Annotated in this window: 22 protein-coding genes and 1 tRNA gene; 5 read left to right on the top strand and 18 right to left on the bottom strand. The window is 62.2% G+C overall.

Going from position 1 to position 19,537, the window contains the following annotated elements; translation table 11 throughout:
- The first annotated feature begins 35 nt into the window (after nucleotides 1-35).
- Nucleotides 36-1,328 carry a UbiH/UbiF/VisC/COQ6 family ubiquinone biosynthesis hydroxylase gene (locus BP38_RS0104230; RefSeq protein ID WP_051608956.1) on the top strand — a complete coding sequence of 431 codons (1,293 nt, stop codon included), beginning with the start codon at nucleotides 36-38 and terminating at the stop codon, nucleotides 1,326-1,328.
- A 21-nt stretch (nucleotides 1,329-1,349) separates the two neighbouring features.
- Here BP38_RS0104230 and BP38_RS0104225 read toward each other — a convergent pair whose 3' ends face one another.
- The 6 genes from BP38_RS0104225 to BP38_RS0104200 form a co-directional block, all read right to left on the bottom strand.
- Nucleotides 1,350-1,856: a PAS domain-containing protein gene (locus tag BP38_RS0104225; RefSeq protein ID WP_026986714.1), complete on the bottom strand. Its 507-nt coding sequence runs from the start codon at nucleotides 1,854-1,856 to the stop codon at nucleotides 1,350-1,352.
- Between the two features lie 85 nt (nucleotides 1,857-1,941).
- Entirely contained in the window at nucleotides 1,942-2,325 is a 384-nt protein-coding gene (locus BP38_RS0104220) for a gamma-butyrobetaine hydroxylase family protein (protein ID WP_026986713.1), read from the bottom strand.
- 27 nt (nucleotides 2,326-2,352) lie between these two features.
- Nucleotides 2,353-2,556, bottom strand: a complete 204-nt coding sequence (locus BP38_RS0104215) for a Trm112 family protein (protein ID WP_026986712.1) — start codon at nucleotides 2,554-2,556, stop codon at nucleotides 2,353-2,355.
- A gap of 32 nt (nucleotides 2,557-2,588) precedes the next feature.
- Entirely contained in the window at nucleotides 2,589-3,275 is a 687-nt protein-coding gene (locus BP38_RS0104210) for an LON peptidase substrate-binding domain-containing protein (RefSeq protein WP_026986711.1), read from the bottom strand.
- Nucleotides 3,272-4,216, bottom strand: coding sequence for a thioredoxin (gene trxA, locus BP38_RS0104205; RefSeq protein ID WP_035723564.1), 945 nt, complete (start codon nucleotides 4,214-4,216; stop codon nucleotides 3,272-3,274). The genes BP38_RS0104210 and trxA overlap by 4 nt, the downstream gene beginning before the upstream one ends.
- Nucleotides 4,217-4,381: 165 nt before the next feature.
- A complete protein-coding gene (locus BP38_RS0104200) occupies nucleotides 4,382-4,927 on the bottom strand; it encodes a prolyl-tRNA synthetase associated domain-containing protein (protein WP_051608955.1) in 546 nt (181 codons plus the stop codon).
- Nucleotides 4,928-5,059: 132 nt separating this feature from the next.
- Here BP38_RS0104200 and BP38_RS0104195 point away from each other — a divergent pair.
- Nucleotides 5,060-5,134 (top strand) — tRNA-Gly (locus BP38_RS0104195).
- 252 nt (nucleotides 5,135-5,386) lie between these two features.
- Here BP38_RS0104195 and BP38_RS0104190 read toward each other — a convergent pair.
- Together BP38_RS0104190 and BP38_RS0104185 are read right to left on the bottom strand one after the other, a co-directional pair.
- On the bottom strand, nucleotides 5,387-5,821 hold the full coding sequence (locus BP38_RS0104190; RefSeq protein WP_026986708.1) for a GFA family protein: 435 nt from the start codon (nucleotides 5,819-5,821) through the stop codon (nucleotides 5,387-5,389).
- Between the two features lie 203 nt (nucleotides 5,822-6,024).
- Nucleotides 6,025-6,393, bottom strand: a complete 369-nt coding sequence (locus BP38_RS0104185; RefSeq protein WP_035723560.1) for a group I truncated hemoglobin — start codon at nucleotides 6,391-6,393, stop codon at nucleotides 6,025-6,027.
- 105 nt (nucleotides 6,394-6,498) lie between these two features.
- Between BP38_RS0104185 and BP38_RS0104180 the strand changes: the two genes are divergently transcribed.
- Nucleotides 6,499-8,544 carry an ATP-binding protein gene (locus BP38_RS0104180; protein ID WP_026986706.1) on the top strand — a complete coding sequence of 682 codons (2,046 nt, stop codon included), beginning with the start codon at nucleotides 6,499-6,501 and terminating at the stop codon, nucleotides 8,542-8,544.
- Between the two features lie 82 nt (nucleotides 8,545-8,626).
- Here BP38_RS0104180 and BP38_RS0104175 read toward each other — a convergent pair whose 3' ends face one another.
- Nucleotides 8,627-10,276, bottom strand: a complete 1,650-nt coding sequence (locus BP38_RS0104175; protein WP_026986705.1) for a BCCT family transporter — start codon at nucleotides 10,274-10,276, stop codon at nucleotides 8,627-8,629.
- Between the two features lie 46 nt (nucleotides 10,277-10,322).
- Nucleotides 10,323-10,736, bottom strand: coding sequence for a universal stress protein (locus BP38_RS0104170; RefSeq protein ID WP_026986704.1), 414 nt, complete (start codon nucleotides 10,734-10,736; stop codon nucleotides 10,323-10,325).
- Between the two features lie 298 nt (nucleotides 10,737-11,034).
- Between BP38_RS0104170 and BP38_RS0104165 the strand changes: the two genes are divergently transcribed.
- Nucleotides 11,035-11,361, top strand: coding sequence for a DUF167 domain-containing protein (locus BP38_RS0104165; RefSeq protein ID WP_026986703.1), 327 nt, complete (start codon nucleotides 11,035-11,037; stop codon nucleotides 11,359-11,361).
- A gap of 3 nt (nucleotides 11,362-11,364) precedes the next feature.
- On the opposite strand, the gene BP38_RS0104160 is transcribed toward BP38_RS0104165, so the two are convergent.
- The 4 genes from BP38_RS0104160 to cobS form a co-directional block, all read right to left on the bottom strand.
- The gene (locus BP38_RS0104160; RefSeq protein ID WP_026986702.1) at nucleotides 11,365-12,003 is read right to left on the bottom strand and encodes an SCO family protein; all 639 of its coding nucleotides are present in this window, start codon (nucleotides 12,001-12,003) and stop codon (nucleotides 11,365-11,367) included.
- Between the two features lie 154 nt (nucleotides 12,004-12,157).
- A complete protein-coding gene (locus tag BP38_RS18935) occupies nucleotides 12,158-12,907 on the bottom strand; it encodes a lipid-binding SYLF domain-containing protein (RefSeq protein WP_051608954.1) in 750 nt (249 codons plus the stop codon).
- Nucleotides 12,908-12,954: 47 nt separating this feature from the next.
- Nucleotides 12,955-13,599 (bottom strand): histidine phosphatase family protein, encoded by a 645-nt coding sequence (locus BP38_RS18930; protein WP_051608953.1) that lies wholly within the window; start codon nucleotides 13,597-13,599, stop codon nucleotides 12,955-12,957.
- Nucleotides 13,600-13,618: 19 nt separating this feature from the next.
- Entirely contained in the window at nucleotides 13,619-14,371 is a 753-nt protein-coding gene (gene cobS / locus BP38_RS0104145; RefSeq protein WP_035723558.1) for an adenosylcobinamide-GDP ribazoletransferase, read from the bottom strand.
- Nucleotides 14,372-14,547: 176 nt separating this feature from the next.
- Here cobS and cobT point away from each other — a divergent pair, with 176 nt between their 5' ends.
- Complete coding sequence (gene cobT, locus BP38_RS0104140; RefSeq protein ID WP_026986699.1) at nucleotides 14,548-15,582, top strand: nicotinate-nucleotide--dimethylbenzimidazole phosphoribosyltransferase; 1,035 nt, start codon at nucleotides 14,548-14,550, stop codon at nucleotides 15,580-15,582.
- 12 nt (nucleotides 15,583-15,594) lie between these two features.
- On the opposite strand, the gene cyoD is transcribed toward cobT, so the two are convergent.
- Genes cyoD through cyoA form a run of 4 tightly spaced genes read right to left on the bottom strand, consistent with a single transcriptional unit; the run spans nucleotide 15,595 to nucleotide 19,475 of the window.
- Nucleotides 15,595-15,927 carry a cytochrome o ubiquinol oxidase subunit IV gene (cyoD, locus tag BP38_RS0104135; RefSeq protein WP_026986698.1) on the bottom strand — a complete coding sequence of 111 codons (333 nt, stop codon included), beginning with the start codon at nucleotides 15,925-15,927 and terminating at the stop codon, nucleotides 15,595-15,597.
- Entirely contained in the window at nucleotides 15,924-16,535 is a 612-nt protein-coding gene (cyoC, locus tag BP38_RS0104130; protein ID WP_026986697.1) for a cytochrome o ubiquinol oxidase subunit III, read from the bottom strand. Before cyoC ends, cyoD begins: the two co-directional genes overlap by 4 nt.
- Nucleotides 16,532-18,571, bottom strand: coding sequence for a cytochrome o ubiquinol oxidase subunit I (cyoB, locus tag BP38_RS18925; protein WP_081816449.1), 2,040 nt, complete (start codon nucleotides 18,569-18,571; stop codon nucleotides 16,532-16,534). Before cyoB ends, cyoC begins: the two co-directional genes overlap by 4 nt.
- Complete coding sequence (gene cyoA / locus BP38_RS18920) at nucleotides 18,561-19,475, bottom strand: ubiquinol oxidase subunit II (RefSeq protein WP_211250227.1); 915 nt, start codon at nucleotides 19,473-19,475, stop codon at nucleotides 18,561-18,563. Before cyoA ends, cyoB begins: the two co-directional genes overlap by 11 nt.
- Nucleotides 19,476-19,537: the final 62 nt, after the last annotated feature.

Raw genomic sequence — 19,537 nt, 5'->3', positions numbered from 1 at the left:
TGGACAAGGCGGAGGGGAGGGCCGATTCTGGAAAAATGAGCAAGCAGACCACGTCCTCTCGGGAGGAAAAGAGCACGCAAGCGCCCGCAGAGCGCTCTTGCGATGTCGTGATTTCGGGCGGCGGGCTGGTCGGCCTGACGCTGGCTGCCGCATTATCCGGTGCCGGCCTGTCGGTGGAAGTGGTCGATGCCCAGGAGCCACGAAAGGTGCTTTCGGCGCCGTTCGACGGGCGTGCGTCCGCCATTGCGGCCGGTTCACGACATATTCTGGAGGGAATCGGACTCTGGTCGCTGGTGGCAGACAAAGCCGAAGCGATCGAGGAAATCCGCGTTTCCGATGGGCGAATCGAGCGGCGGGCCTCGCCCTTCTTCCTGCATTACGATTCCGAGGAGCTGGGCCTTGGACCCCTGGGACACATCGTGGAGAATCGCGATCTGCGCAGAGGTCTGCACCAGTTGCTTTCCAGCCGGAAGACGTTTCGCCTGCATGCGCCCGACCTGGTGGTCGACAGTCAGCGTGATGCGAATGGAGCGCGGGTGATTCTGGACAGCGGTGTTGAAATTCGTGCTGCCCTGGTCGTGGCGGCGGAGGGACGCAACTCGCCCCTGCGCCGGGCTGCGGGGATTCCCGTCCGGACTTGGCAGTACCGGCAGCATGGGCTGGTCTGTACCCTGGAACATGAGCGTCCGCATCATGGGGTGGCTCACGAACATTTCCTGCCGTCCGGGCCCTTCGCGGTGTTGCCCCTGCGCGATGATGACGCCGGGCGACATCGTTCGTCCCTGGTCTGGACCGAGCGACCCGAACTGGCCGAGCGCATGATGGCTCTTGCGCCGAAGGATTTCGCCTGGGAGGTGCAGCGGCGTTTCGGTGACACCCTGGGGCAGTTTTCCGTGGAGGGGCCGCGGTGGTCCTATCCGTTGTCCCTGCTGCATGCCCAGCGCTATCACGACACCCGACTCGCCTTGCTGGGCGATGCCGCGCATGTGATCCATCCCATTGCGGGGCAGGGGTTCAACCTGGGCCTGCGGGACGTGGCGGCCCTGGCGGAATGCATCGTCGACACCCGGCGTCTTGGGCTGGACATCGGGGCCGACGCGGTGCTGGAGCGCTATGAACGCTGGCGGCGTTTCGACAACATGATGCTGGCCGGGATCACCGATGGCCTGAACCGGCTGTTCTCCAATGATATTCCTCCGGTTCGCCTGGCGCGGGACCTGGGTTTCGCTGCCGTGGAGCGTACGCCAGGACTCAAGCGTTTCTTCATGCGCCATGCCATGGGCCTGGTCGGGGATCTGCCCCGGCTGACGCGAGGCGAACCTTTGTGAGCCGGTGTTACGGCAAGACTGTCAGCCGAAACGCCAGGCTCCGGATTCGATGACGAAAAAGCCCACCAGCAGGGTAATCCGCTCCTGGCTGTCGCATAGGGGAAACAGATAGCGCCGGCTGGAATAGCTGCGCCCCTCCGAGAAGTTGCGGAAGTCATGGCGATGGCAGGTGGGCTGGCGTGTCCGCAATGGCGCTTCGTAGGCCTCGCGATAGCTCTGCCAGCGGTTTTCCAGCAAGGCCGGGCCCAGTTCCTGTCCGGTCCAGTCGATCCCGCTTGCGTCCACGATGTGCGTTCCTACCAGGCGATAGCGGAGTTGCCAGGGTCCAGTCGAGCCAGGCCCTTCGTCGCCGAGTACCTGAACCACGAAGAGGCCGGGCAAGAGCGAGGGCGGTAACTCCTCGGGAAAGAGCTTCGATTTTGGCGGCATGGTGCGACCGTCGCGCAGACTGTCCAGGTGAGCGGAGAGATGGCGTACGGCCTCGCTGGCATCTTCCTGGAAGCCATAGGCCTTCGCATCCACGGCCATGTCACCTCCCCGTTGGCAGCATCAACCAATAGGCTAAACTATAGGGAAGCTATTGCAATTATTTTAGTTTGCCTTGAAGTGGCGGCTATCTGCGAGAGGGGGGATCGCGGGACAGGCCCCGCGCTTCCAGGTTGTCCAGATACTCCTGCCAGAGTTCGTCTCTGCGTTCGCCGAGCTTGTAGAGGTAGTCCCAGGAATAGAGGCCCGTATCATGCAGGTCGTCGAACTTGATGCGCACGGCATAGCTTCCCACCGGCTCGATGGCGAGTATGCCCACATGCCTGCGTCCGGGCACGATCTGTTTCTGACTGGGGGCATGTCCCTGGACCTCTGCCGAAGGACTCTCCACCCGCAGGAGCTCCGCCGGCAGGGAGAAGTGCCGGCCGTCCTCGAAGGTCACTTCCAGTCGCTTGTCCTCCGAGACGTAGCGGATCTCGGACGGGTGGTGCTTGATATCGTGCTCGCCCATGGCTGCTCTGTCCCGTGGTCCTTGCTATCAGTCGTCGAGGGCGCGTGCCTCGTCAGGCAGCATGATGGGAATGCCATCGCGAATCGGATAGGCCAGCTTGGCCTGACGACTGATCAGTTCATTGCGTTCGCGGTCGTATTCCAGCGGCCCCTTGGTCAGGGGACAAACCAGTATTTCCAGTAGCTTGGGGTCCACGGAACTGGTCGATGGGCTGTCGGACGGGCTGTTCATCTCTCGATCCTCACGTGGGATATCCTGACGGCTCAATGATGCTGTGTGCCTGCACGCGCTTCCATCACGGCCATCTCGAGGATCGTGATCAGGGTTTCCGCGCGCGTGTTCATGTCCGGTGCTTCGAGAAGGGCCTGCTTCTCGCGCGGGTCGAACGGACAGATCATGGACAGCGAGGTCACCAGGCGTTCTCCCGGCGCAGACTCGATGGACGACCAGTCTGCGGACAGTCCGGTCAGCTGGAAATAGTCCTGCAGTATCGTCTGCAGGCGTCCTCGCTCGAAGCTTTCCGGCAGGGTTTGAGGGATGAAGTCGTCCTTGAAGGCCGACCAGTCGGGGCGGATGCGGCGGTAGCCGTCATGGCTTCGCAATTCCTCGGAAACCCGAAAGCGCACAAGCCCGCTCAGCGTGATCTGGCAGCGGCCGTCTCCACTTTCCTGAAAGGCCGAGATGCGCCCGGCACAGCCGATCTGATAGAGCGGGGCCGCACCGACGTCCTCATCCGAATCCTCGTCTTCACGGCCGGACGGCAGCTTGGGCTGTATCATGCCGATCAGCCGCGGCCAGGCCAGGGCATCGCGCAGCATCGCAAGGTAGCGCGGCTCGAAGATGTTGAGCGGAAGGGTCCCGCCCGGCAGCAACAGGGCACCGGGCAGGGGGAAGATGGGCAGTTCGTCCGGCAGCTCGGCAAAGCCGGGGCCGAAAGGGTCCCGAGTCATGCGAACAGCAGCGACGACAGGCGCCGGCGGGCATCCTGGGTCACGGGATCACTGGGGCCCCAGGCCTCGAAGTACTTCACCAGCTGCTGGCGCGCGGCATCCTCGTTCCAGTCCTTCTTGCGGCGGATGATTTCCAGAAGGGCCTCGGCCGCGGCCTCCTTTCGGCCCTGGGCGAAGTGGGCCTGTGCCAGATCAAAGCGGGCCTGGTGATCGTCGGGATTTGCCTGAAGGCGGGCTTCCAGCTCGGCGGCATCGCCGCTTTCGGCCGCTTCGCGCGCAAGCTCCAGGGCCGAATGCACGGCCTGGATCTCGGGGCTGCTGCGCAGCGGTTCGTTCAGGTCTTCCAGGGCCTGTTCAACTTCTTCCGTGTCACCCAGGTCGATCCGGCAGCGCAGCAGGCCGGCCAGGGCCGCTGCATTCTCGGACTCCTGCTCCAGGATCGAGATATAGGTCTGCATGGCTTCTTCAGCCTGCCCGTCCTTGCGTTGGGCTTCCGCCTGCTGCAGCAATTCCTCGGTCGTGGCCCCGGGTGCGGATACGCCTGCGGCCTCGGTCACGCGCGTGATGAATTCCTTGAGCTGGCTTTCGGGCAGCGCGCCCTGGAAACCGTCGATGGGCTGGCCTTGATAGAAGGCATAGACCGTGGGCAGGGACTGGATGCGCAGTTGCTGCGCAAGCTCCTGGTTCTGGTCCACGTCGATCTTGACCAGCTTCACGGTCCCACGCGCTTCCTTCACCACCTTCTCCAGCGCCGGACCCAATTGCTTGCAGGGGCCGCACCATTCGGCCCAGAAATCAACCAGGACGGGCTGCTGCATAGAAGCGTCGATGACGTCGGCGCGGAAGGATTGCAGGTTCGATTCCTTGATCAGGTCTCCGGCTGCGCCGGCTTGCTCCTGTGACCCGTTTCCGGACGAGGACAGGCCGATGAGAGGCTCCATGTCTTAAAACTCCGCCTTGCTGCTAACTGGACAAGATAGAACCGGACATGCCGTCGTAAAGCCTGACGGCCGTTGCCCGGCAACAGCGCAAATGTGGCGGTTTGGAGGCCCCGAAACAAGGGTGCGTAGGTTGGAGAAAGCGCGCGTCGAACCGGAGGCTCCGATTCAATCCAGTGAAATCACCTGGGGGTAGTGCCCGACCGCCTCCAGGAACTTCAGCAGGTTTTTTGGCGAAATCGCTGTTGTCCGGGCGTTGTCCAGGGGATGGAAGTTCAGGGGATCGTGGTTCAAAAGCGCGGAATCCAGGACCATCTGGACCGCATCCTGATGGTCGTTGAGGACGGAAAAGGGTGTCACGGCCCCGGGTATTACACCCAGGTACTGCATGAGGCGCTCGGGCCGGCCAAAGGACAGGCGGTAGCCCCCCAAGCGTTCGCCCAGGTCCTTCAGGTCGATCGCCCGGTCCTCCAGACAGGTGACCAGCCACATGCCGCCCTTCTTGTTGCGCAGGAAGAGATTCTTGGTATGGCCGCCCGGCAACTCGCCACGCAGGCTCCGGGATTCCTCCACGGTATAGAGCGGCGGGTGCTCCACCGTTCGGTGCGGGATATCCAGCGCATCCAGCTTTTCGAAAAGGGCTTCCGGTGTCGCGGGCGTGCTGCCATCGACCAGTTGGGCCGTGACCTCACCATTTTGCTCTGTCTCGCTCATGGCAGCGACCTTAGCGCGCAAATCCGGCCTGATAAAGCACCAAGGGGCGTCGAGCGACCGTTCCATAAACTCTGCAGAAAGACTCTTGCATTGCGCCGTCCGAGGCGTTAAATCCCCAACACCCTACAGGACGCGGGCGTAGCTCAGGGGTAGAGCACAACCTTGCCAAGGTTGGGGTCGTGGGTTCGAATCCCATCGCCCGCTCCAATTTCCCAATGTCTGACCCGAAGACATAGGTAACAGTTTGTACCTGAGGCATGGGTTACACCCTATTTGCAAAAGGGTTGCTTATGGTCTGCAAGGTTCTCTGCTCCAGGTCGATATATCCCAGATCATAATCCATGAAGCTGACGAGTCCGATCGGGTCGTCGACCTCTTCACACCAGTACACACCAGCCGAATGCGCCAATCAGTTCAAAGTCACCGGCTATGACCCGGATTGATTGAACCGGAGGTGCGCTATTCCTCCATACTGATGCCGGATCCGCCGATCTCTTCGGGCAGGTCCCGGAATTTTGGCAGTCCGTCCCGTATCCGCAGGACCGTTTCCTGGTAATGCACGTGAACCCCCGGGCTGAACGGAAACTCGGACAGAATCGCGGGGTAGACGTCTGTCAGGTCGAGTTCCGGGTGTTCAGTGAGAAGATGTCCACCACAGGTTCTGCACCATTTGCGATGGCTTTGTGGTGTTTTCTGATAGGTGACGGCGTTCTTCTCGCCCCTGATGATCTGGACGGCGTCCGGTTTCCATAGGGAGAAGGCGTTTACCGGCCCGGCGGACCAGTGCCTGCAGGAGTCGCAGTGACAGTAACCCATGGCCTCCGGTTCGCCGCTGACAAGCAGTTCCACGGCCCCACAGAAGCAATGTCCCTTATGGCTTTTGGTGCTGTTCATGTCTCCTCCTCACGCATGGATTTTGCGCGTTGAACCAAGTGTTATCCGATCGGCACCAGGGCAGGCGCTTGTTCTGAAGTTTGGAACAATGCGCTGAAGCACTCAGATCGGATCCGGTTTTGGGACGTGATAGATTCACGCAAGTGGTCTGTTGGACAGGGACGGGCCAAGGGCCCGCCCTCAAGACTGACCCGTTCCCGTGCTTATCTGTGAACGATTTCCTCCTTGAGCGAATAGGCTATGCCCAACACTTCGTCGCAGACCGGCTGCGGATACTCCATCTCCCTCATCGCCTGCATGATATCGTCGACCACGGCGACGAATTCGGCCGCGCTGACATTCATGCCGGTATGCGTTTCAATCATCGACCGGCCTGTGTACTCCACCGGTCCGCCGGAGCCGGCCGCGAGAAACTCCTTGACCTTCTCGCGGGCGTGATCCGTCTCCTCGTCGGTGAGGGCCTTGTATCGGGGATTGACGACCTCGTTCTGGAGATGGAGGTCGACGATGCGGTTACAGAGCTTGTCGATACCATCCTTGCGACCTAGTCTGTCATAAAGCGTTTCACTCATGGCAAAATGCTCCTTCACTGGATTGCGTTTTCAGGCAGGTGCACCGCGCACCCGTCTGAAGGACGTAACAACCCTTGTTACAACCGCGACAAAGGGTGCCGAGCGATGACGGAAGCAGATTTTTCACCGATTCGTGTTGCCCTCGATGCCGGTGACTTCGCCCGGGCACAGGAACTGCTCGGCGAACTGTCCACGCCGCCCTCGGCCAAACTGCTGGAGCTGCGGGCTCAGGCGGCGTATGGCGCCGGCGACCTGGAAGGAACGCTGGACGCCTACGGACAGCTTTATCACCTCCACCTGAAAGACGGCCAAACCCACGGCGCGGCCTTCGCCGCTGTCATGATGGGCATGTACCTGATGATGGACTCGGGCCTTATGGCCACCGTCCGTGCGTGGCTGTCACGCGCGGAATGCCTGATGGACGATGCGCCCGACAGCCCGGTCTGGGCGTGGCTCGCCGCGGTGCGGACCTATGAGCGCTTGATGTGCGGCGATATGCCGGGGACGGGGCATTGGGCCCGAAAGGCCATGGACGGGGGAGAAAGGCACGGGCTGGCCCCGCCGTCGATTATCGGGCAGGTCGCTCTGGCACGGGTCCGGATCCATGACGGCGACATCGATGAAGGGCTGAAAGCGCTGGACGATGTTGCCGTGGAACTGAGCTCCGGCAACCTCGACCCCCTCACCACGGGCCAGATGTGGTGCGAGGTTATCTGTGCGATGCAGTGGATCGGCCAGCACGATCGTGCTGAGGAATGGACCGAAGCAATGGAACGATGGCGCCAGGGGGCTGCGTTCGGCGGGCTCAACGGCCGCTGCCGGGTGCACCGGGCGGAGATCATGCGCCTGCGGGGTCCCTGTGACGAAGCCGAGCAGGAGGCGCTTCTGGCGTGCGAAGAGCTGCGCCCCTGGATGCGGCGCGAGTTCGGCTGGCCACTGACCGAACTCGGCAACGCGAGGCTGCGCAAGGGCGATTTTGCCGGAGCTGAAGAAGCCTTTCTGGCGGCACACCAGAATGCCTGGTTGCCTCAGCCAGGGCTTGCATTGCTGCGACTGGCCCAGGGCCGGGTCGAGGAAGCCCTGACGATGATCGAAAGCGCCCTCGAGCATCCGTTCGACATTCCCTCGAAGGAGCGCCCGCCTTCAGGCGGCCTCCAGCGGGCGCCTCTGCGCGAGGCCCAGGTGGTTATCTCACTGGCCGCCGGTGATGCCCAGGCGGCCCGTACAGCCGCGAACGATCTCTCCGAGATCGCCCAAATGTACCAGAGCCGCACATTGCGGAATTCCGCGCTTGCCGCAAAGGGACGCCTGGCATTGCACGACGGGCAGGAGTGCGAGGCCATCCGCCTGCTGAGTGAGGCCGTTATGGAATGGGTGTCGTTGCGAATGCCATTCGAGGCCGCGACTCTGCGTGTTGTGCTTGCGGCAGCCCACCGAGCGGCGGGCGACGACAACACTGCCGAGCTGGAACTTGACGCCGCCTGTCGAGCCCTTGAGGCACTTAACGCCGGGGCCTGGGCTGAATTGGCTCGTGAACAGATTCCCTCGGTATCTGTAGGGACGGCGGCGACCCGCGAACAGTGCGTCTTTCGACGCGAGGGAGAGATGCGAACGGTGACCTTTGATGGCCGCACCGTGCGCCTGAAAGACCTCAAGGGCATGCGTTATCTGGAGCGCCTGCTGGCGGAACCCGGCCGTGACTTTCACGTGCTCGACCTGGTGGCGGTGGAGCGAGGCGCGTTTCCGGTCGCAGCCCCTGCGGATGCTTCCAGCATGGATGTACAATGCGGTTTGGAGGTGTTCGATTCGAAGGCCCGCGAGGCATATCGGCAGCGGCTCGCCGAGACGGAGGAGGACATCGCGGAGGCGGAGGCTGCCAACGACCTGCATCGGGCGGAGCTGGCACGGGCCGACCGCCAGTTTCTTATCGATGAACTCCGCCGCGGCGTTGGCCTGAATGATCGGGCCCGGACCATCGGTGATGGCTTCGAGCGTGCACGCACCAGCGCAACCCGTTCGCTACGATACACCCTCAATCGGATCGACCAATATCATCCGAGCCTTGGCGAGCACCTGGAACGAACAATCCACACAGGCACCTATTTCACCTACAAGCCTGACCCTCGTGCAGAGGTGGACTGGGAGACCTGAGGCATTTCCCCGGCAGTTACTTCCCATGAAAAAGGGGCGCCGCTTTCACGGCGCCCCTTCTCCTGCCTGGTATGTTGAGGCTTCACCGCGGTTCGCGCTGAAGCCCCTTCACGATGGCGTAACAGCCAAGTAGCAGCACGAGTGCGAACGGCAGACCGGTGGAGACCGCCGCTGCCTGCAAAGCGCCCAAGCCACCGCCGATCAACAGTGCGATCGCCACCAAGCCCTCGAAGGTGGCCCAGAAGACACGCTGGCTGACCGGTGCGTTGATCTTGCCGCCGGCCGTGATGGTGTCGATCACCAGACTGCCCGAGTCGGACGAAGTGACGAAGAACACAATCACCAGGACCACCCCGACGAGAGAGGTGATTGTCGTAAGCGGCAAGCCGTTCAGCATTTCGAACAGCTTCAATTCGAGCGCTGCATCAGCAATCTGGCCCATACCGGCCTCGTTGATCATGGTAATGGCCGTGCCACCGAATGCGGTCATCCACAGCACCGAGACCACCGAGGGGATGATCAGCACGCAGGTGATGAATTCACGCACCGTGCGCCCGCGGCTGACACGGGCAATGAACATACCCACAAATGGCGACCAGGAAATCCACCAGGCCCAGTAGAAGGATGTCCAGCCCTGGCGGAAGTTGTCATCTTCGCGTCCGAAGGGATTGGACAGCGGGATCAGTTCCTGACCATAGGCGAGGAGATTGCTGAAGAAACCTGTCGCAATGGCGATTGTCGGACCCACCACGATCACGAAGAACAGGAGGATGGCGGCCAGCCCCATGTTAATCTCGGACAGGACCTTGACGCCGCCTTCCAGGCCACGGAGCACCGAAACCAGCGCTAAGGCCGTGATCAGGAGGATCAGGATTACCTGTGCGGTGATGCCGTCAGGCAGGCCGAAGACGAAGTTCAGGCCAGCGGTGGCCTGGGTGGCCCCCAACCCCAGCGAGGTCGACAGCCCGAACAGCGTGGCGAAGACGGCCAGTATATCGATGATGTGACCCGGCCAGCCCCAGACCTTGTCGCCGAAGATCGGGTAGAACATGGAGCGGATGGTCAGCGGCAGGCCCTTGTTGAAGGAGAAGAGGGCCAGGGCCAGAGCAACGATGGCATAGATCGCCCAGGGGTGGAGACCCCAGTGGAAGATCGTGGCGGCCATACCCAGGCTGCGTGCCTCCGCTTCATTGCCTTCGGCCCCGCCAAGGGGCGCCCAGTCCGTGCGAACGCCGTCCTCGACAGTCGTGCCGCCCATTGCGGTGCCGTAGTGCCCAATCGGTTCGGCAACGCCATAGAACATGAGGCCGATGCCCATGCCCGCGGCGAAGAGCATGGAGAACCAACCGAAATAGGTGTGATCGGGTGTCGCCTCCTTGCCGCCCAACCTGACGTTACCCAGCGGGGTGACGATCAATGCCAGGCAGAGAATCACGAAGACGTTGCCTGCGATCAGGAAAAACCAGTCGAAGCGGGACGTTAGAAAGCCCCGCAAATCCTCGAAGGCCGGTCCTGCCGCATCCTGGAAAATGATGGTCCCCAGCACGAAGGCAACCACCACGAGCCCGGAAACCATGAAGACCGGGTTGTGGATATCAAGCCCGAATGGGCCGATCTTGGGTTGGATGTTGTCCTGGCCGACTTGATAATCGGTATCGATGGTTTCGGTCGCGCCCTCGGGCTCCGGAACCGCTTCCTCCCCTTCGCTGGGTTTATTAGGATCTTCCTGCATCTAATGCCCCTCCCTTGTCAGATATTCTGTACGAGACCCCTGTTCATCAGCGAACGATGAAGACCGAGGTGTCGGCATGCTCGGCGATATAACCGCCGTGCGAGGCCCAGACATAGTCCAGGACATTCGGCACATGGCTGGCCATGACCACCAGATCCGCGCCCGATTCCTCGATCGCCTTGCGCAAGGTCTTGTTGATATCGATCGCCGGGTCCGTCGAGGTATAGTAGACGGAATCCGTCTTTACGCCGTGGCTCTCGCCCTGCTTTTTGGCAAAGGCGGCCAGTTTTTCGCCGTATTCCTTTGGCGTATGTGCCACAGGAGAGGGCGTTTCCGGTGTTACGCCGACATAGCAGAGTTCTGCTTTCCAGCTCTTTGCCAATTCGGCTGCAGTGTCGAGGGCCTTTGTAAGGTTCTCGGCATGGGTGAGGTCGACCGGAACCAGAATTTTCTTGTACATCTGTTTCCCCCTGTTTCTGATGGTGCACCCCCGGATGAGGGGGTGCGTTACTTGAGTATATCCCAGCCGGCTGCGCGAAATACTCAAGTCAGGACGCTATCACCAGTATGTGCCAACGCAAAGCCTGAATGCACATTTCAAGTGGCGCAAGTTCTTGTTTCTCCCGGCAAGCTTGACTAGGAAGAAACTCACATCCTGTGCAAGTTAACTCAAAAGCTAATAAGACGTAAGCTGATCTTCCCGGTTCGCCAGCAGACGGGATCGGAACGGTTACTTTGAATTTGAAAGCGGAGAGCCATTGCAACCGTGGGAGAGGCCCTACAGCGTAAACAAGGCAGGACTCCGACTTCGGGTCCGCCTTACGCCACGAGCAAGCCGTGATGGTGTGGCTGGTCTTGTTCAGGATTCACAGGGGCAGACCCTATTGCAGGTGCGGCTGAAGGCACCGCCCGTCGAGGGGGCCGCCAACAAGGCGCTGGTCAATTTCCTGGCCTCGGAACTGAAACTGCGCAAGGGTGACATCGAAATCGTCGCGGGCGCAAAGTCGCGCGTGAAAATGGTTCAGCTCAGCGGTGAGAGCAGCACGCTGGAAGCACGCCTGAACAAGATATTGCAAGAATGCTGAAGTCTACTTGATGTGGCGCTCCAGGCCGGAGGCCAACTCGTCGGCCGGGGTCTGGTGCGTGAAGTGGGTCAGATACTCTCCTTCCGGGCCCATCAGGTAGATGTAGGAGGAGTGGTCCACCAGGTAGTCGCTTTCCGAGGCGTCCTCTACCTTCTCGTAATAGACACGATACTTCTTGGCCGCAGCGGCGATCTGGTCCTTGGTGCCCGTGAGGGCCACAAGGTCAGGGTGGAAGTGCTGGGCATAGCTGGCCATTTCCTCCACCGTGTCGCGTTCCGGGTCCACGGTTATGAAGATGGGCACCACCTGTTCGGCCTTGGCCGGGGCCTCTTCATCAAGCATGTCCAGCGCCTGAGTCATGTTCGTCAGAGCGGTGGGACAGACATCGGGGCAAAAGGTAAAGCCGAAATAGATCAGCATGTACTCACCCGCGAACTGCCGGGCCCGGCGCATCTCGCCATTCTGGTCTGTCAGCTCGAAGGGGCCACCGATCCTGGCTTCGCCGGAACTGTTGCTTTCAATGCGGTCCTGGGGTGCCGGAGAGGGCTCCCGCAGGTACCAGGCGGCTGCCAGTCCGAGCAGCAGGAGGATAAAGCCGGTGACAAAGATGACCAATGCGCGTTTGAGAAGACGGGATTGCATCACTGTGTTCGAGTCCGAAAACCTGCATTGAAAAGAAACCGGGATGTGATCGTGAATCTAGGCATTCTCATCCCGTTCACCAGGCTGAATCCTTGCCTTCGACTGCGGCAATCTGCCCCGAACCTGCGCCGGTGCGAAAGTAACCGTCTTGTACCTAGCGCTGTGTGGCCGTGCGCAGCGCCTCGCGCAATCCATCTGCCTGGGGATTGTGGTAGCGCCGGTCGATCACGATTTGCTGCGGTTCCACCCCCGCCGCGTCGTAATAGGCGGCATTCAGGCCGTCCTTGCGGAACATGCCGGCGCCCTCCAATGCTCCGCCGCCGAAGAGGCCCTCGGTGCGTGAGAAGGCCAGCATGTCGGCATCCATGTTGGTGGTGGTGCTGGCGCCCAGCCCCTTGCCCATGGGGCCGAGGGCCACGGAAACATCGCCGCCGAACTTGACCTGGTCATTCAGGATGGACTGCACCGCCCCCTTGTTCATGACGGTGAAGACGGCCTCGGAAACCTGACCGCCAATCTGCAGCCCTATGCTGCCGGAAGCGAGGGTATAGAAGGCTGGCGATGACCACTCGTCGTCATCCCCCTTGACCACCAGGAGGCCATTCCCCCCTTCGGCGCCGATGATGAAGCCGCCCTTGAGCAGGCGCGGGAAGATCAAAACGGCTTCCGCCTGCCGGATATAGTTGGCCAGTTCACCCTGCTCGGGGTCACGCAGCATGGACTTCAGGGTGGTCTCTGCCTTGATGACGATGTCCTCGGCATCCTGCCTCTGGTCGGCCGCGGCCGTGGCCACCTGCTGCAGCAGGGCGGCCATGAGCGTCAGAGCGAAACAGAGTGCGAGCGTCAGGCTGCGCCGCAGGGCTGTCAGGTTGTTTGCACGTCGTGCAACGGCCAGTCTGTGCATGATCTTGTCCTTCCCAGTGGTCCCTGTTCGTGAGTTCGCATCAAAGCTCAACTTTGAGGCGGAAAATTGACCAGCGACACGCGCCAGGAATCCTCCGCCGATATATCATGTGGGGGCTCGGCTGTGTCGGAAAAATGATCCATGCGTGTCAAAGAGCAATTATCAACCGCAAAGCGAAGGGCGCGTTCCGGTTCCAGGCCAAGGGCCACCCCCAAAGCGGCACGAATGGTGCCGCCATGGGCCACGCAGACAATGTCCTGTCCGGCGTGCGCCTGGAGCAGGTCGTTCATGGCCTGGCGCACCCGTTCCATCAGGTCGGCAAAGCTCTCGCCGCCCGGGGGGCGGGTCCGGGCCGGCGTGATCCAGAAGCGGTGCCAGTCGAATTCGTCGCGTTGGCGCAACTGATCGTGTGTCAGACCCTGCCAGTCCCCGAAGCCCTGCTCGGCCAGGCGCGGTTCGACAAGCATCTCGGCCAGCTCGAAGCCGGCATGACTGGCGAAGGCTTCGGCGGTTTGCCGTGTGCGCCGCAGGTGGCTGGTAACCCAGGTTGCATCGCGCGGCAGCCGTTCGGCAACTTGACGGAAAAGCCGCGGATCACTGCAATCGCAGTCCACATCGTTGTCGCCATAGATAATGCCACCGCTGTTGACCGGGGCGTGGCGAATCCACCACCAATGCGTCGTCTTGTTCATTGAGCGTTCCGTCTTTTCCCTACCAGGCGGCGGCTGTCAGCAGGACCAGCACGTCCACTGACTGCTGCAATGCCCCCATGATGTCTCCCGTGTATCCGCCGAAGATCTTCCGGATGGTAATCAGGAAGATCAGGCAGTAGAGGGCGATAAGTCCGATCAGGGCAAAGGTAAAGCCGAAAGAACTGAAAAGCAGGGAAATGAGGATGGCCAAGCCACAGGCCCAGAGCACGGTACTGCCCGTGGGTTCCCCCAATCCGGCCCCCAGCCCGTCACTGCGCGCCGGAGTCATGAAAAAGGCGGCCAGGGGCAGCACGGCCCGCGAGGCAGCCGCCGCGATGATCAGGGCAGCGATGACCTCCTCCACCTCGGCCAGGTGCGCCAGGGCGGCTGCCTTCACGGTCACCATGACGATCAGCGCCAGGGCACCGGTGGTCCCGATCCGACTGTCGCGCATGATCTCCAGGCGCTGCTCCCGGTCGACCGGCGCCCCAAGTGCATCGCACATGTCGGCCAGGCCATCCTCGTGTAGCGCGCCCGTCAGCTTCATCAGCGTGGCCAGAGCCAGCAGCGCGGCTATAAGTGGTGGAAGATTGAGCCAGAGGGCCAGGGCATAGACGATCCCACCCGCAAGGCCGATCAGCAGACCGGCCAGGGGATAGGCCCTGAGGGCGCGAACGCGGTCTGCATCGCTCGGCCAGCCGCGTGGCGACACGGGCAGGCGCGTCAGAAATCCGAGCGCCAGGGCAAGGTCGCGACTCCAATGCTTCAGCATTTCACACCTTTCCAGTTCTGATCCTGCCACGGGCCGTTCGGCACAATCTCGTGCCAGTCGTGCCAACGTGCTTGTCATCAGGCGGGTGCCTGTAGGACAGTCCGCAACAGTCAGTTTACAAAGAATACAAGCACGGCAGGCCGGGTGAAACACCCTTGCCGGGACAAGGACAAAGCATGAGCGATTCCCAGGATGAAAATGCCAGCCTGGAAGAGATCCGGCAGCTTCTGCCGGAACTTCCGGGACCGGACATGGACGCGGGCACGGCCGCCCTGCAGCATCAGACGCAGCTGACAAAACCGGCGGGTTCGCTCGGCCGGCTGGAGGAGCTTGCCGTTTGGCTGGCCACCTGGCAAGGACGCAAGCGTCCGTCCATGGACCGGCCGCGCGTGGCGGTGTTTGCCGGGAATCATGGCATCACGGCACATGGTGTCTCGGCCTATCCCGCCAGCGTGACCGAGCAGATGGTGCAGAACTTCATCAATGGCGGTGCCGCCGTGAACCAGTTGGCCGGCAACGTGGGTGCCGACCTTAGGGTCTATGAAATGGCCCTGGACCAGCCGACAGGGGATTTCACCCAAGGTCCGGCCATGAACGAGGAGGACTGCGCGCTTGCGCTCTCCTACGGCATGATGTCGGTGGAAGAGGGCTTCGATGTCATGGCCGTCGGCGAGATGGGCATCGGCAACACGACCTCGGCAGCGGCGCTGTGTTGCGCCCTTTTCGGGGGCGAAGCGTCCGACTGGGTCGGAAGCGGTACCGGCGTGGACGAAGCGGGCCTGGTGCGCAAAGCCGAGACCGTGGCGGCCGGGCTGGCGGCCAACCAGACCGAGATGACGGACCCCTTCGAGATCCTGCGCTGCCTGGGCGGCCTTGAGCTGGCCGCCATTGCTGGCGCCATCCTGGCTTGCCGCATGGGACGCATCCCCGTGGTCCTGGACGGCTTCGCCTGCACCGCAGCGGCGGCCGTGCTGCATGCTGCCGATTCCCGCGCGCTGGATCACTGCATTGTCGGCCACCAATCGGTCGAGCCCGGACATGCCCGCCTGCTGGAGGTGCTTGGCAAGACCCCGCTGATGAACCTGGGGATGCGCCTGGGCGAAGGCTCCGGCGCCACCTTGGGCATCCAGATCCTGCAGTCGGCCGTAGCCTGTCACATCGGCATGGCGACCTTCGAGGAGGCCGGGGTCAGCGGGCCGGTCGAGGAGTAGGTCGCCTCATCTTCACGCAAACATGCGCTGGTGCAGGTCGAACATGATCCAGATGCTGCCGCCGATCATGATGAAGATCAGCACCGAGGCAAATGCGATCGCCAGAAGCGTCTCGCGGGGAGTCGTCGAGACCCCCAGATGCAGGAAGAAGCGCAGGTGGACCAGGATCTGGACCACGGCGGCGGCCACGACGACAAGCAGCGTTTCCGTGCGTGGCAAGCTTCCGGTGGCGACCAGGGCAAAGGGAATGACCGTCAGGATCAGCGCCAGGACGAAGCCGGTCAGGTAGCGTTTCAGCCCCGGCAGGGCCGGTCTTGCAGGACTGTTGGAGGACGAATCGGTCATTCCAGGACTCCCGGCAGATAGACGACGGAGAAGATGCCCACCCAGATGATGTCCAGGAAGTGCCAGAACAGGCCAAGTCGCGCGAGGCGCGAGGACACGGGGGCGGTAAGCCCCTTCAGGGCCACCTGGCTCATCATGACCAGGATCCAGAGCAGTCCGACAGAGACGTGCAGGCCGTGGGTGCCCACCAGCACGAAGAAGGACGAGAGCGCACCGCTCTGGTCCGGGCCGGCGCCTGCGGCAATCATGCCCTGGAACTCCACCAGTTCCATCAGGACAAATCCCAGGCCCAGCAGGAAGGTGACCAGCAGAAAGGCCTGAAGCAGCCTGGGCCGGTTCGCTTTCTGGGCCAGGCTGGCAAGGCCAAAGGTCAGACTGCTGGTCAGCAGCAGCAGAGTCTCGCCGAAGGCGTGGGTCAGGCTGAACTGGCTTTGCGGCGAGGGCGCGCCGGCGATGTTGCCGGCCATGACCAGGTAGGTCGCGAAGAGCAGGGCGAAGATGACGGCATCGCTGAGCATGTAGAGCCAGAAGCCGAGCGTCCGCTCCTCGTAAGCCCCTCCCTGTGCGGCGCCTTCCTCGGGGGAATGGACTCTGTCCTGGACCGTCATGGCGTCTGTTCCTGGAGTGCCGGGGAGTCTGCGGTCTGGTCGCGGGCACTGTCCGCCGCCCAACGCGCCGCGGCCTGTCGCAACTGGTGGTGACGGGTTTCGGTGCGCTCGACCTCTTCGGCAGGAAGGACGAACTCACAGTCGTCATCGAAGCTGCGTGCAATGACGGTGCCGACAATGGCCGCCAGGGCAGCAATGGCGAGCCACCAGATATGCCAGACCACGGCAAAACCCAGCAGGAAGGCCAGGGCACCCAGCAGGACCCCGGCCGCTGTGCTGCGCGGCAGCTCGATGTCGCTGTAGTGCTGTGGCCGCTGGTCGGCCTTGCCCTGCTTCTTCATCTCGTGGAAGGCATCGATGCTTTCCACCTGGGGCAGGACTGCAAAGTTGTAGGGGGCCGGCGGCGAGGCGGTCATCCACTCCAGGGTGCGTCCGTCCCAGGGATCGCCGGTCAGGTCGCGCCGTTCGTGGCGCGTACGGATACTGACCGCCAGCTGGATGATCAGGCAGGCGATGCCGCCAAGGATAACGACGGCGCCCAGCGCGGCAACGATCAGGTAGGGCTGCCACTCCGGAACGTTGTACTGCTCCAGACGGCGCGGCATGCCCATGAAGCCCAAGAGGTAAAGCGGCATGAAGGCGAGGTAGAAGCCGATGATCCAGCACCAGAAAGAGCGCGCCCCCCAACGTGCATCCAGGGTGAAACCGAACATCTTGGGAAACCAGTACATGTAGCCGGCGAGGAAGCCGAAGAGGACGCCCGGGATGATCATGTTGTGAAAGTGGGCCACCAGGAATGTCGTGTTGTGCATCAGATAGTCGACGGGCGGCAGGGCCAGCAGCACGCCGGTGACGCCGCCGATGACGAAGGTCACGATGAATCCGAGGGTCCAGAGCATCGGTGGAGGGAACTCGATGCGGCCCCTGAACATGGTCAGCAGCCAGTCGAAGACCTTCACCCCCGTCGGCACCGCAATGACCATGGTGGCGATGCCGAAGAAGGCGTTGACGCTGGCGCTCGAGCCCATGGTGAAGAAGTGATGCAGCCAGACGGTGAAGGAGAGCAGCCCAATCGCCATCGTGGCGATGACCAGGGATGTATAGCCGAACAGGCGCTTGCGCGAGAAGGTGGCCACGACTTCGGAGAAGACGCCGAAGGCCGGCAGGATCAGGATATAGACCTCCGGATGCCCCCAGATCCAGAAGAGGTTGATGTAGTTCATCATGTTGCCGCCATCGGCATTGGTGAAGAAATGCAGGCCGAAGATGCGGTCCAGGGCCAGCATGGAGACCACTACGGTGAGCGCCGGGAAGGCGAAGATCATCAGAAGGCTTGAGCAGAAGGCGGTCCAGGTGAACAGCGGCATGCGCATCAGCTTCATGCCGGGGGCGCGCCGCTTGAGGATCGTGACCACGAAGTTGATGCCGGTCAGCGTCGTGCCGACGCCGCTGACCAGGATCGCCCAGATCCAGTAGTCGACGCCAACCGAGGGGTTGTGGGCGATGCCGGAATAGGGCGGATAACCGGTCCAGCCGGCTGTGGAGAAGGTGCCCAGCACCAGCGAGATCATGACCAGAGCGGCGCCGGCGGCACTCAGCCAGAGGCTCAGTGAGTTCAGGAAGGGGAAGGCCACGTCGCGCGCACCGATCTGTTGCGGCATGATGACGTTGATCAGGCCCGAGAGGAACGGCATGGCCATGAAGAAGATCATGATGGTGCCGTGTGAGGAAAAGATCTGGTCGAAGTGATCGGGTGGCAGGTAGCCGTCGGAATTCAGTGCAAAGGCCTGCTGCGCGCGCATCATTATGGCGTCGATGAATCCGCGCAGCAGCATGACCAGGGCCAGCACGATGTACATGATGCCGACCCGCTTGTGGTCGACGCTGGTGAGCCATTCGGTCCAGAGATAGCGCCAGAGACCGAACCAGGTGATGAGCGCGACCACGGCAAACCCGCCGAAGACGATCAGGCCCGCACCTCCCATGGCAACCCAGCTGTAGAAGGGCAATGCATCGAGTGTCAGTTTACCTAGCATTGCGGGACTCCACAGCGGATTCGGGGGTGACCGAGGCTTGCGCCGATGGGGGGCCAGGACGTGGGGCGTATTTCGAAATGATGTCCTGGAACAGGTTTGCCTTCACGTCCGCGTAATAGGTCACGGGGTGGTTGCTGCTGGGTTTCGCCAGCGCCTTGTAGCTGTCTGCATCAAGCGAGTCCGAGGCCTGCCGGGCCTGTTCCACCCAGTCCTGGAAGTCTTCCCCTGTCTGGGCGATTGCCTTGAAATGCTGGCCGGAAAAGCCATCGCCGCTGTACTGGACGTTGCGGCCCGTGAAGGTCCCGGGCGCGTCGGCCAGGAGGTTGAGCCGCGTCTGCATGCCCGCCATGGCATAGATCTGGCCGGCGAGCGCAGGGATGTGGAAGGAATTCATGACCGTGTCGGAGGTGATGCGCAGGCTAAGCGGCCGGTCGCTGGGAAAGGCCAGCTCGTTGACCGAGGCAACGCCCTGTTCGGGATAGATGAACAGCCACTTCCAGTCCTGGGCCACGACCTGAACCTCGAGTGCCTCTTCCTTGGTGTGCAGCTGCTTGTAGGGGTCCAGCCTGTGTGTCGCGTTCCAGAGCAGGACCCCCAGGGAGATCACGATCAGGGCCGGCACGATCCAGATGATGGTATCGACCAGGCCGGAGTAGGACCAGTCAGGCTCGTAGCGCGCCGTCCTGTTCGAAGCGCGGTACCGAAGGATGAAAAAAAAGGTCATGGCGAAGACGGGGATCACCACGAGCATCATCAGGGCCAGGGCGGTGAACAGCAGGTTGCGCTCCGCCAGGGCTTGCGGTCCCGCCGGATCGATCAGCGGGGCCTCGGCCAGGCCGCAGCCGGCAACCATGACAGCAAAACCACAGGCCACCGCAGCCCGAAGATATCCACGCGCCTTCATCGTCCCCCCGTTCCGAGCCGCCTTCCCTGGCTCGTGCGATCACCGATGCTCTCCCCGATTCG

This window comes from Fodinicurvata fenggangensis DSM 21160, assembly GCF_000686045.1.
Classification (GTDB): Bacteria; Pseudomonadota; Alphaproteobacteria; order Kiloniellales; family DSM-21159; genus Fodinicurvata; species Fodinicurvata fenggangensis.
Note: the sequence above shows the minus strand (reverse complement) of the source record. Positions and strands in the feature narration are given on the sequence as shown.

Excerpts from the sequence above, each read along its gene's own strand:
- BP38_RS0104230 (WP_051608956.1), top strand. The coding sequence starts at position 36 with ATGAGCAAGCAGACCACGTCCTCTCGGGAGGAAAAGAGCACGCAAGCG.
- BP38_RS0104225 (WP_026986714.1), bottom strand. The coding sequence starts at position 1,856 with ATGGCCGTGGATGCGAAGGCCTATGGCTTCCAGGAAGATGCCAGCGAG.
- BP38_RS0104220 (WP_026986713.1), bottom strand. The coding sequence starts at position 2,325 with ATGGGCGAGCACGATATCAAGCACCACCCGTCCGAGATCCGCTACGTC.
- BP38_RS0104215 (WP_026986712.1), bottom strand. The coding sequence starts at position 2,556 with ATGAACAGCCCGTCCGACAGCCCATCGACCAGTTCCGTGGACCCCAAG.
- BP38_RS0104210 (WP_026986711.1), bottom strand. The coding sequence starts at position 3,275 with ATGACTCGGGACCCTTTCGGCCCCGGCTTTGCCGAGCTGCCGGACGAA.
- trxA (WP_035723564.1), bottom strand. The coding sequence starts at position 4,216 with ATGGAGCCTCTCATCGGCCTGTCCTCGTCCGGAAACGGGTCACAGGAG.
- BP38_RS0104200 (WP_051608955.1), bottom strand. The coding sequence starts at position 4,927 with ATGAGCGAGACAGAGCAAAATGGTGAGGTCACGGCCCAACTGGTCGAT.
- BP38_RS0104190 (WP_026986708.1), bottom strand. The coding sequence starts at position 5,821 with ATGAACAGCACCAAAAGCCATAAGGGACATTGCTTCTGTGGGGCCGTG.
- BP38_RS0104185 (WP_035723560.1), bottom strand. The coding sequence starts at position 6,393 with ATGAGTGAAACGCTTTATGACAGACTAGGTCGCAAGGATGGTATCGAC.
- BP38_RS0104180 (WP_026986706.1), top strand. The coding sequence starts at position 6,499 with ATGACGGAAGCAGATTTTTCACCGATTCGTGTTGCCCTCGATGCCGGT.
- BP38_RS0104175 (WP_026986705.1), bottom strand. The coding sequence starts at position 10,276 with ATGCAGGAAGATCCTAATAAACCCAGCGAAGGGGAGGAAGCGGTTCCG.
- BP38_RS0104170 (WP_026986704.1), bottom strand. The coding sequence starts at position 10,736 with ATGTACAAGAAAATTCTGGTTCCGGTCGACCTCACCCATGCCGAGAAC.
- BP38_RS0104160 (WP_026986702.1), bottom strand. The coding sequence starts at position 12,003 with ATGCAATCCCGTCTTCTCAAACGCGCATTGGTCATCTTTGTCACCGGC.
- BP38_RS18935 (WP_051608954.1), bottom strand. The coding sequence starts at position 12,907 with ATGCACAGACTGGCCGTTGCACGACGTGCAAACAACCTGACAGCCCTG.
- BP38_RS18930 (WP_051608953.1), bottom strand. The coding sequence starts at position 13,599 with ATGAACAAGACGACGCATTGGTGGTGGATTCGCCACGCCCCGGTCAAC.
- cobS (WP_035723558.1), bottom strand. The coding sequence starts at position 14,371 with ATGCTGAAGCATTGGAGTCGCGACCTTGCCCTGGCGCTCGGATTTCTG.
- cobT (WP_026986699.1), top strand. The coding sequence starts at position 14,548 with ATGAGCGATTCCCAGGATGAAAATGCCAGCCTGGAAGAGATCCGGCAG.
- cyoD (WP_026986698.1), bottom strand. The coding sequence starts at position 15,927 with ATGACCGATTCGTCCTCCAACAGTCCTGCAAGACCGGCCCTGCCGGGG.
- cyoC (WP_026986697.1), bottom strand. The coding sequence starts at position 16,535 with ATGACGGTCCAGGACAGAGTCCATTCCCCCGAGGAAGGCGCCGCACAG.
- cyoB (WP_081816449.1), bottom strand. The coding sequence starts at position 18,571 with ATGCTAGGTAAACTGACACTCGATGCATTGCCCTTCTACAGCTGGGTT.
- cyoA (WP_211250227.1), bottom strand. The coding sequence starts at position 19,475 with ATGAAGGCGCGTGGATATCTTCGGGCTGCGGTGGCCTGTGGTTTTGCT.